The sequence below is a fragment of the Peptostreptococcus sp. genome, assembly GCF_977045075.1.
This window is the reverse complement of record NZ_CDRRTB010000061.1, coordinates 1-10,667: the sequence shown is the minus strand read 5'-3', so window position 1 is coordinate 10,667 and position 10,667 is coordinate 1. Positions and strand designations below refer to the sequence as shown.

Sequence of the window (10,667 nt, the reverse complement as noted above, 5' to 3'; positions counted from 1 at the left end):
CCGCTGGCTTCAATCTGACATAGTCGGAAATAATATCGGCTATATCACTCCTATATTTAATTTCCTCTATTATCTCTTTCATATCATTCATCTAACCACTTGCCCCTACTATAAACATTAACATTTCATTATTGCATGAAACATACTATTTGTCAATATATTACAATAGTTGTATTCGACAGAAGCCCTAAATTTCCTTTATTTAATTTTAATTCAATAAAAAAGAAACCCCTAATCGAGTTTCTTTTACTATTCTTCTACTGCATCGCAGCTATGATGTCCTCAAAAGACTTATCAAAGATCGATGGTTTATCAAACTTCCACGTACCCTGGTAAACAGGATCGCCATTTAAGTAGAAGGTTCCTTCTCCATGCTTTTCTCCCTGTTGGAAGTCTCCTTCATACCATTTGTTTCTATTCCATATATACTTGCCCTTACCGTGAATCTGACCTAGCTTCCACTCACCATCATATATAAGCTCACCCTTAGAATTAAAGCATGAACCTTTACCATCCATCTTACCATCCTTGAAATCGCCAATATAAATATAGCCATCGCTCCAAGTATATATACCGAGACCTTCTTTTCTTCCTTCTATCCAATTGCCAAGATATTCATCGCCATTGTTGTACTTAATACGACCAATACCATCACTCTTATTAGCTTTGAAGTTACCTATATATTCATTACCATTAGAAAAAGTAAAGGAGCCCCTTCCCTCTCTAACACCATTTACGAAGTTGCCTATATATTCAGTATTAATACTTGAATCGTCATCTTCACTAGGTTGGAAAATATAAGACCCTATACCAATCAACTTTCCATCTAAAAGTCTACCAATATACATATCACCATTAGAGAACCTGTAAATCTGGACCATATCATTTTCCTTGGCCAGGTTAAGTCTATCCTCTTCACTATCATCAAGAAAACCAACTATATCGGCTAAATTTTCATTTTTAGCAAGTTCTTCCTTTTGTGATTCAACATATATTTCCTCTTCCTTACTAGCAGCCAACTTCTCCTTAATTTGATCTGAAGGCTCTCCTAGTATTAGTTTTTCAAGTTCATAGACCTCTTCATCACTTGCAAAAATACCCTTTTTCAAGGCATTGCTCTTCTTTATCTTAAATAATTTTAAATTCTTTCTTATGTCGTCAATTTCATTTATATAACTGGTATATAATTCTACATAATTATTTGATATGCTCAAACTAATCCCTCCGTTCAATAGACATCTATACTAATTATATAATATTTTTTATTATTTTAAAAGTATTTTGTCCCTAGACTTCTAAAATATTATAAATCCTTGGACTTAAAGCCCCTTCCCCTAACTTCAGTTATATCATTGATGGTGATAAAGGCCCTAGAGTCAATTTTAAATGCTATCTCTTTAATTTTTGGTATCTCATTTGAAGATACTATAGTATATATCAATTTCTTACTATCACCTGTATATGCCCCTTCAGCATGTATAAAGGTTACCCCTCTAATCATGGCCTTCATTATATCCTCAGCTATCAGGTCCGGTTTGTCAGATATAATTATTAAGGACTTTTGATAGTTCATTGCATCCTTAATAAATCCAAGTGCAATGGAGCTAATATAAAAGCCTATTAGGGTATATAGGCCCAATTTAAGGCTAAATAAAATACTTCCAACCATTACCACTATTACATTGAAGCCAAAGCTAGTATCTTTAATTTCAATATTCTTCTTCATCTTCAAGATGGCAGCAATTATATCGGTACCACCTGTAGATGCCCTAGCCCTAAATACAAGGCCAATTCCTATACCATTTAAAAATCCTCCAAATATGGTCTGTAGGAAAATATCATTTATAGGAATAATCGCCCCTATATCTTGGGTTAAACCTAGAATTAAAGAATATATAATCATATTTGTTAAACTAAGCATACAAAACTCTTTTTTTAAGTATATAAATCCCAGTATAAATATAGGTATATTTAATATAAAGGTTCCTATACCAACATTTAAACCAGTCAAGTAGTTAATAGCAGTTGCAAAACCAGTTACACCACCACTCAAAAGATGGGCCTGTCGTAAAAAACCATTCACCCCAACTGCAGATATACTCAAACCTAGTATCATAGTCCCCAACCTTAAGGAAGGGTGTTCACTGAACCTGTCTCTAACCTGACTCATTACTTCCTCCTATAGCAAGATGCTAATTCATTAAATCCCCTAATTTTTTCTTATTACCTTCTAAAACACCTACGACTTCTTCTAAATCCATATCACGAATAGTCTCAAGGAACTTGTCTATTTTCTTTATCTCATTTAATATTTTTTTCTCTAACTCAGGCTTATTAGCACTTGTAGTAACCTCTAAAAATTCACCTGAATAAATCATATATACCGATGCCTGGTCTAAAAGCTCTAAGGAAAGCTCCCTAAAGTATTTTTCTTGTTCTAGGTCATTATCCATAAGGACACTCTTGGCCATAGCAGATGCAACTGCTGCCAACCTAGAAGTATCATCAATTAATTGCCTCAAAATTCTTATGGAACTATCATCCAAGTCTTCTATCATGGCATAAGAAATTTTTTGTTCTTCTCCTACTTGATCCATTTCTATAAATACACTCTTGTCATAGGCACATACTGGACACGCATCCGGTGCCTCTTCACCAATGTGTATATATCCACATTCTTTACACTTAAATCGCTTCATTTCAACACCTCTCATTCCAAGCTGTCTTAATAGATACATCTCAAAATATAATATCCTATATAGGCTGACTTGTCTATAATCTAAAGTAAATTTATGAATTTTTTTATAATAATTTAATACTTTTCTTCAAAAGTCTCCTTTAAAAAATCTCATTTATGTAGTAAAATATAAAGATGGGAGGATATATTATGAAAAAAAATAAAAAACACTATATAAACTATAGTAGGACTAATCCTAACAAAAGAGACATACGTTTACCTAAAAGAAAGAAAAGAGCCGGCTTTAATGCAAAAAAAATCTTATTACTGTTGATAATTATTGCATGTGCAGCTGGTTGCTTTAAGCTAATAAATGCTTATAGAAGTAATGAAGAAGCAGAAAACAAGACAAAAATTGAAAACAAGCAGGCTCAGACTCAAACAAAAAAGCCTAAAACCGTAATAGGCCAGAAGGAAGATGCAAAGAAGCTTTACGGTGTCGATGCCCAAAAGGTATGGAATGCCCTAAACACTTACGACTATGATAATGGTGGTAAAAAACAGGTCTTCTTAACTTTTGATGATGGCCCATCTCTAACAAATACACCTAATATACTTAAGACTCTTAAGGATAATGATGTAAAGGCTACCTTCTTCGTTATAGGTAAGTCACTGGCTATGAATGGTGCTGCAGATATACTAAAGCAAGAGTATAATGAAGGCATGGCTATTGCCAACCACTCATATTCACATGACTATAGCCACCTATACCCTGGTAGGGTTTTAAACCTATCAAACTATACTGCAGATTTTAACAAAAATGCAGACCTAATTAAGAAGAGTCTTGGATTTGACTTCGAAACTAGGGTTTACAGATGTCCAGGTGGTCAGATATCTTGGCAGAAGACTGAACCTCTTAATGAATATTTAATTAAAAATAATAAGTCTTCTATTGACTGGAATGCCCTAAACGCTGATGCTGAAGGGGCAAAGAAAAATGCAGATGAGTTGTATAAGCACGCTGTAGAAAGCAGTAAGGGTAAAAACCTTGTCGTCCTGCTAATGCATGATACTTATGGTAAGGAAGAAACTGCTAAGTATCTTGACAGAATCATTAAATATTTCAAGGCTGAAGGTTATGAATTTAAGACAATGTACTAAATTAACGATACCCAAGTCTAAATAAGAACATAAAATGAGGTATACATTAAAGTAAATGTATACCTCTATTTTTATTTCCTTGTACTCATATATTTATCTAGCCCTATATATTAGTTATATTAGTTAAAAAATGAGTTTATAAAGTCTATGATCCTGTCAAGTAAGCCTGACTTCTGTGCCTTATCTGCCAGGTCACCAGCAACCTTCTTTGCCTCATCTAAGCCTGTAGATGTCGTACTTACTACAGCATCCTTAGATAGCTTAGAATCGTCGAACTTATTAAAAAAGTTACTAGCATCCTTGTTGTTCTTTATCCAAGAAGATGCCTTGTCTATTATGCCACTGGCTTCTATCTTTTCACCTGCCTGACTAAGATTGTTCTTTACATTAGCACTTACATTATTTAGGGTATCCTTTATATCATTGTAGTTGTAGTTCTGGTTACCCACGTCCTTCATTAGGTTAGTTATAATGTTAATGTCACCAGTATTAAGGGTCACATTATAATTATCAGCAACCTTTTTTACTGTATCCTTGATTTCCTTTTCAGAATCCAAGTCGTTCTTTATTACTTCCTTCTTAGTATCATTGACTATACCTGCAGCCTTATCCTTACCAACTGACTCAGCAAGGTTACCTGTAGTTATCAGCTCCTTATTGGCAAGCTTCTTCTTCTCTTCTGTAAGCTTTTCACCTGAAGACTTTTCGAAGGCTATTGTAATACCTGTCAGTGCCCCTGTACCACTCACAGGGAATGGTGCAGCGGCGACCACATTTGCATTTTCCACGCCTGCTGTGGCAAGTGTAGATGCAATCATAGAGCTTGTTACCCAGGTAATATTTGATGTTTTTACATTTATACCACCACTTGTTGTTGGCACAACATAGGAAGACGACATTGTCACCCTACCGATCTGAGCCTCTGGTGCAATTCCACCAAGGTACTTTCTCTCCTGTTGGTTGTTTACATAAATTATATTTGAGTTTGCCTCATCTACGCCAAAGTAATTTAATATAGCCTGTTTTTGACTGGCATTGAGGTTAGCACCTAGTGTTACTACCTCACCTGAGTCAGCAAAGGCATTGGCTGTTAGACCTGCAGTCATGCTAATTGCCGTAAGCATAGCCAAAAATTTCCCTTTAATATTTTTCTTTGTCTTATTTTTCAATATGTTCATTTTCATACCTCCAACACAGGTCATTCATTTATTGCTTATTCCCAACCTGTATTATGAGGATATCTCTATATGCTTAATTTTACCTTTAAAGGCATAAATTCTAGACTTTAAATACTTACAATGCTATAATATACTTGATATTATAAATATCTTACTTGGTCTAGCTTGTCTGGTTGGACACTCTTATGGTATTAAAACAAAAGATTGAAAGGAGACAAATATGTCAAAAGAGTTAGTAAAGGATAGAGTTGTAGAATATTTAATCCAGGAATTAGCAGTACCTGAAGAAATGATTGAAATAGATACTCCCCTATCTGAGTATGAAGAAGGTGTAGAAGGTACTATTGACATCACAGTCACAGTTGAGGATGAAGATGGTGCACTTTTACCACTTATGATTGTAGTTTGTCTTGATGATGATATTGAGCTAACTGAGAGCGTTGTAGACGGTCAGATGGACTTCCTTGAATTAATCGATGAATCTACTCACGTTGGTAGGATGATACTTACAAACGGAGACCAGATGATGTATGCTGACTGGAATGGAACTGAGCTAGAGGATGAAGAAGCTCTACCAAAATACAGCCAGATGCTAGAAGAATTCAAGGCTGTTGAAAAAGAATATAAGGAGTATATGGCTGAACATCCTGACTGTGACTGTGGTTGTGAAGACCACCACCATAACCACTAAAGGAGTCTTAGGAGAAACTATCCTAAACAGTTAATGCTTTATAAAAGTAAAAAGAAGAGGTCAAGTGGCCTCTTCTTTTTATTTTATACTTTTAAACTTATATTATATTCTATACCCTAATTAGAAAGAAGGAATTATAGCACCATTGTACTTTTCTTCGATATACTTCTTAACTTCTGGAGATGTAAGGGCCTTTGTAAGAGCCTTTATCTTATCGCTATTTTCCTCACCCTTTCTAACAGCCAATATATTAGCATATGGAGAATCAGTTGACTCGATTGCGATTGAATCCTTAGTTGGGTTTAACTTAGCTTCAAGTGCATAGTTAGAGTTTATAACTGCTATGTCTACATCCTTTAAAGCTGTTGGTAGCTGTTCTGCTGCAAGTTCCTTAATTACAATATTTTTTGGATTTTCTGTGATATCATTCTTAGTTAATAGGTCCTTGTCTGCAACCTTAATTAAGCCTTCTCTAGCAAGTAGCTTAAGAGCTCTTGATTCATTTGTAGCATCGTTAGGAACTGCAACTGTAGCTCCGTCCTTAGCATCACTAATCTTCTTTAGTGAGTTTGAATATACACCCATTGGTTCTAAGTGTACCTTTGCAGTATAAACTATATCAGTCTTGTTCTTAGCATTGTACTCATCTAAGTATGGTACGTGCTGGAAGTAGTTAGCGTCTAGAGACTTTTCAGTCAAGCCCTTGTTTGGTAGAACATAGTCATTAAATACCTTAACGTCTAACTTGTATCCATCCTTTTCAAGAAGTGGCTTTACTACTTCGTTTAAAATCTGTGCATGTGGGTTAGGTGTAGCACCTACTGTAATAGTCTTGTCATCTCCTGAAGATGTAGATGCCTTATCTGCATCCTTGTTTGCTCCACAAGCAACTAGTCCTAGTGATAGTACTGCAACTGCAGCTAATGTTAAAAATTTCTTTGCTTTCATACTTGTACCTCCTAAAATTTAACTTTTTCTAAAAATTCTAATTTTTAATTTATATTATAGCACTAAATTGTGAATTTAGTTAGCTATTTTATATAAGTTATTAATTTAACTTTATTTTAATATGAATTATTACTTTAACTTCTTATATAAGAAGTCTCCTAGGTTCTGTATAATCTGTACTAAGATTACAAGAGCTATAACAGTAAATAACATTACATTTTTATCGAACTGCTGGTAACCATATACGATTGCTACGTTACCAAGTCCACCAGCACCAACGGCTCCTGCTATTGCAGTATAACCAAGTACTGAAATTATAGTAAGGGTTACTCCTAATACAATTGATGGAACTGACTCTTTTACCATAACCTTGAATATTATCTGTACATTTGTAGCACCAAATGATTTTGCTGCCTCAATCAAACCCTTATCTACTTCATTTAAAGATGACTCAATCAGTCTGGCCATAAATGGTGCTGTACCCACTGTAATAGGTACTAGGGCTGCTGTATTACCTATACTAGTTCCCACAACCAATCTTGTAAAGCTACTAATAGCAACTATTAAGATGATAAATGGGAAAGACCTAAATACATTAACTATCAAGCCAAGCGTATTATATATAGTCCTATTAGGTTTTAAGCCGTCCTCCTTAGTTATTACTAAGATAATTGCGATTATAAAGCCTATTATAGATGCTATTATAGTAGGAACCAAAATCATATAAAGTGTTTCCACAAAGGCAGTTGGGAATAAAGTTGTCATATAATCTCTAAAGCTCATTGTCTACCTCCTGCCATCTCATACCATGATCAGTCAAATATTTTTCGACATCTCCAAGTCTTTCTCTCGGAACATTAATAATCAAGGAACCTAATATATTATCTCTAAATTTCTCCAGCTTACCATAAATTATTGATACATCTATGGAAAGCTCTCTAGCCATACCTGTTATAACGGGATCATTTGACATGTCATTAGTGAACAATAGCTTTAGGTTACATCCACTAGGTAGGACTATATTTTCCTCTCCAAGTAATTTTCTTAGAGGTTTATTGTTCTTTAAGAATATCTCCTGAGTATCTCCTACCTCTAGGACCTTACCCGCATCCATTATTGCCGTTCTCGTACAAACCTGCTTGATTACCTCCATCTGGTGGGTAACTATTATTATAGTTATACCCAACTTTTGATTTATTTCCTGTAGCAGGTCTAGTATTGACTTGGTTGTCTTTGGGTCTAGGGCTGAAGTAGCCTCATCACAAAGCAATACAGACGGGTTCATTGTCAAGGCTCTGGCTATTGCTACTCTTTGCTTCTGTCCACCACTTAGGTTTCTAGGCTTGATATCCTTCTTATCCAAAATACCAACTAGGTCTAGTAACTCCTCTACCCTTGTTTTTATTTCCTCCTTAGAATACTTAAAACATTCCATTGGTAGGGCTACATTTTCAAAAACTGTCTTCCTCTCTAAAAGAGAAAAGTGTTGGAAAATCATGCCCAGGTCTTTTCTTAAATTTCTAAGAGACTTTTCATCAAGATTGGCTACATCCTGGCCATTTACATATATTGACCCAGAATCGAAGCTTTCTAGCCTATTAATACATCTCAATATCGTAGATTTACCAGCCCCACTATGTCCGATGATGCCGAATATTTCTCCGTCATTTATCTTTAAGTTTATGTCCGTCAAAACTTGGTTTTGACCATAAAACTTATTCACTTCCTTTATTTCAATCATTTTATACTCCTTTCTGTAAACTTTAATAAAAAATAAAAAATGCCTGAGTAAAATATACCCAGACCTGGAAATACTACTCATCTTTCGGTTACACACCGCTGGATTTAGCACCTTAACAAAGTTAGGTTGCCGGGCTTCACAGGGCCAGTCCCTCCGCCACTCTCGATAAGAGATTTAATATTTTGTTATTACCTATGATAAAATATTAGTTGAACTTTGTCAAGATTTTTTTTAATATTTTTTTAAGTTAGTCTTTTAACAATAAGAAAAATCCTCTGAAAGCCTTATAAAATAAACTAAAATCTTAGTTGTGTCAACCAATAAATGCTGTAAATTATAGCAAGCCCTATAATTCCCATTATTATAGAATCAATTACAACTGCCCTCTTTTTACCATTTTCCTTGTCTTCATTAAACGACCTGAACATGGCATAAAACATCACACCCAGTCCTAATATATTTACTAAAACAGAAGATAGTTGATTTGCTAAATACCTAGAATATATTATAATCAAAAAGCCCACTCCCAACAAAAAGGTATTATTTGACATAGGTGAATTGCTTACCTTTGTTTCCTTACTATTGGAGACTTCCTGCTTCTTATAATAGGGCTTATTTTTTTTCTTATTCTTTCCAGTATTCTTAGACATTTCAATCCTCCAATTTATCAACTATTTTAAATCAACTATTTTAAGTTTACTAGTATATATACCAGCTAGCTATCATGTAATTTATATAAATATTATAATATAGGATTAGCATATTTTCAAGTTTGATAATCTCCCATTTGTATTATTCTTGTTTTAGTGGTGCTATCCACTTATCTAAAAAAATTTCCTATTACTTATATATCTCTCACCTAAGACATTAGAATATTCCATGATACTTATAAAACTAAAAATCCCGGCTGAATTAGTCAACCGGGATCCTGTCTGTGTGTTTATTTTTTGTGTTTATTTAGTCAAAACTTATACTTATAAGTCTATTAAGCTTCTTTCTTAGCTCCTATGAACTTACCAACTATAGCTGCAACTACCACTGGTATAATCCAGTAGAATCCAACTGAATGACCTGGTAACTTGTTTAAAGCTGCTGTTAGACCAGCTAATCCACCTACATTTGCAAAAAGAGGTACAGTTGACAATTCATGAGCAATACCTAATATTAGAGCTACCCAAGATGCTAGCACGTATACGTTCTTGTTCTGAATCTTAGTATGGAATAGACCAAGAAGTATTAGAGTAACAACTGCTGGGTACATCATGTATAGTAGTGGTGCAGCGATCTGTATAATCTTATCAACTCCGAAGTTAGATACGATTGCTGAGAATACACAAACTATAACAACTATAACTTCATACTTAAGCTTACCTTCTGTAAGGTCACTGAAGTAGTTACCACAAGAAGATGTAAGACCTATAGCTGTAGTTAAACAAGCTAGACCAACAACTAGACCAAGGATTACCTTACCAGGTCCACCAAGTATAGCCTGAGTTATTGATATTACAAGTGTAGTTCTTTCAACTGTATTGTCATACTGTGGAGATACAGTAGCACCTAGGTAAGTTAGACCACCATAAACAAGGGCCAAACCTACAACTGCCACTATGCCGGCAAGTATTGTAGCCTTAACTAGAACCTTCTTTTCAGTATAACCCTTCTGCTTAACAGATGCTATAACGATACCAGCGAATACTGCTCCAGCCATACCATCAAGAGTCTGATAACCGTCATTGATACCGCTTATAAATACGTTATCAACTAGTGTTCTATCAAGTGGCGCACCTAGAGGGCTCACTATACCCTTTATGATCAATACTGCCAAGCATATTAGAAGTACTGGTGTCAAGAAAGCACCAATTATATCTACAACCTTTGAAGGCTTAATAGTTAATACTAGAACTATTACGAAGAATATAATTGCGAATACTATTGGGCTTAGGCTATGTCCGAAATTGGGAACTACACCTATTTCATAAGTTGTAGCTGCTGTTCTTGGTATAGCAACAAATGGTCCTATACAAAGAATAGTTATTGATGCAATTACAATACCTAGCTTCTTTCCAGCTCTTCCGAAGAAGGCCATCATATCGCCCTGTGTACCTGTTGCTGCGATAACACCTAATAATGCCAAACCACCATCAGCAAATAAGAATGCCATGAATGATACAAACCATTTAGTTCCTGATATAACACCCAAGAACGGTGGGAAAATTAAGTTACCAGCACCAAAGAACATCGCGAATAATGCGAAACCGATGACAACAATGT

Annotated in this window: 11 protein-coding genes and 1 riboswitch; of the genes, 2 read left to right on the top strand and 9 right to left on the bottom strand. The window is 34.9% G+C overall.

Annotated elements, in window-relative coordinates:
- Positions 1 to 257 precede the first annotated feature (257 nt).
- The 3 genes from ACW6OJ_RS05885 to ACW6OJ_RS05875 form a co-directional block, all read right to left on the bottom strand.
- Positions 258 to 1,214, bottom strand: coding sequence for an MORN repeat-containing protein (locus tag ACW6OJ_RS05885; RefSeq protein WP_456096013.1), 957 nt, complete (start codon positions 1,212 to 1,214; stop codon positions 258 to 260).
- Between the two features lie 89 nt (positions 1,215 to 1,303).
- Positions 1,304 to 2,170, bottom strand: coding sequence for a YitT family protein (locus ACW6OJ_RS05880; protein WP_304083792.1), 867 nt, complete (start codon positions 2,168 to 2,170; stop codon positions 1,304 to 1,306).
- A 22-nt stretch (positions 2,171 to 2,192) separates the two neighbouring features.
- Entirely contained in the window at positions 2,193 to 2,699 is a 507-nt protein-coding gene (locus ACW6OJ_RS05875; protein ID WP_456096012.1) for a rubredoxin-like domain-containing protein, read from the bottom strand.
- Positions 2,700 to 2,887: 188 nt separating this feature from the next.
- Between ACW6OJ_RS05875 and ACW6OJ_RS05870 the strand changes: the two genes are divergently transcribed.
- On the top strand, positions 2,888 to 3,838 hold the full coding sequence (locus tag ACW6OJ_RS05870; RefSeq protein ID WP_455105424.1) for a polysaccharide deacetylase family protein: 951 nt from the start codon (positions 2,888 to 2,890) through the stop codon (positions 3,836 to 3,838).
- A gap of 119 nt (positions 3,839 to 3,957) precedes the next feature.
- Here ACW6OJ_RS05870 and ACW6OJ_RS05865 read toward each other — a convergent pair whose 3' ends face one another.
- Positions 3,958 to 5,016 (bottom strand): DUF1002 domain-containing protein, encoded by a 1,059-nt coding sequence (locus ACW6OJ_RS05865; RefSeq protein ID WP_293426045.1) that lies wholly within the window; start codon positions 5,014 to 5,016, stop codon positions 3,958 to 3,960.
- Positions 5,017 to 5,236: 220 nt separating this feature from the next.
- On the opposite strand from ACW6OJ_RS05865, the gene ACW6OJ_RS05860 reads away from it, so the two are divergent.
- Positions 5,237 to 5,707: a type I restriction enzyme HsdR N-terminal domain-containing protein gene (locus ACW6OJ_RS05860; RefSeq protein WP_293698495.1), complete on the top strand. Its 471-nt coding sequence runs from the start codon at positions 5,237 to 5,239 to the stop codon at positions 5,705 to 5,707.
- A gap of 120 nt (positions 5,708 to 5,827) precedes the next feature.
- On the opposite strand, the gene ACW6OJ_RS05855 is transcribed toward ACW6OJ_RS05860, so the two are convergent.
- The 5 genes from ACW6OJ_RS05855 to brnQ all read right to left on the bottom strand — a co-directional run bounded on the left by ACW6OJ_RS05855 (position 5,828) and on the right by brnQ (position 10,665).
- Positions 5,828 to 6,655, bottom strand: coding sequence for a MetQ/NlpA family ABC transporter substrate-binding protein (locus ACW6OJ_RS05855; protein ID WP_293426049.1), 828 nt, complete (start codon positions 6,653 to 6,655; stop codon positions 5,828 to 5,830).
- 129 nt (positions 6,656 to 6,784) lie between these two features.
- Entirely contained in the window at positions 6,785 to 7,438 is a 654-nt protein-coding gene (locus ACW6OJ_RS05850) for a methionine ABC transporter permease (RefSeq protein ID WP_293426051.1), read from the bottom strand.
- Positions 7,428 to 8,396: a methionine ABC transporter ATP-binding protein gene (locus tag ACW6OJ_RS05845; RefSeq protein WP_456096011.1), complete on the bottom strand. Its 969-nt coding sequence runs from the start codon at positions 8,394 to 8,396 to the stop codon at positions 7,428 to 7,430. The genes ACW6OJ_RS05850 and ACW6OJ_RS05845 overlap by 11 nt, the downstream gene beginning before the upstream one ends.
- A gap of 74 nt (positions 8,397 to 8,470) precedes the next feature.
- Positions 8,471 to 8,568, bottom strand: a riboswitch (SAM riboswitch).
- A gap of 124 nt (positions 8,569 to 8,692) precedes the next feature.
- Positions 8,693 to 9,046 (bottom strand): hypothetical protein, encoded by a 354-nt coding sequence (locus tag ACW6OJ_RS05840; protein WP_456096010.1) that lies wholly within the window; start codon positions 9,044 to 9,046, stop codon positions 8,693 to 8,695.
- Between the two features lie 335 nt (positions 9,047 to 9,381).
- Positions 9,382 to 10,665, bottom strand: a complete 1,284-nt coding sequence (gene brnQ / locus ACW6OJ_RS05835) for a branched-chain amino acid transport system II carrier protein (protein ID WP_456096009.1) — start codon at positions 10,663 to 10,665, stop codon at positions 9,382 to 9,384.
- Positions 10,666 to 10,667: the final 2 nt, after the last annotated feature.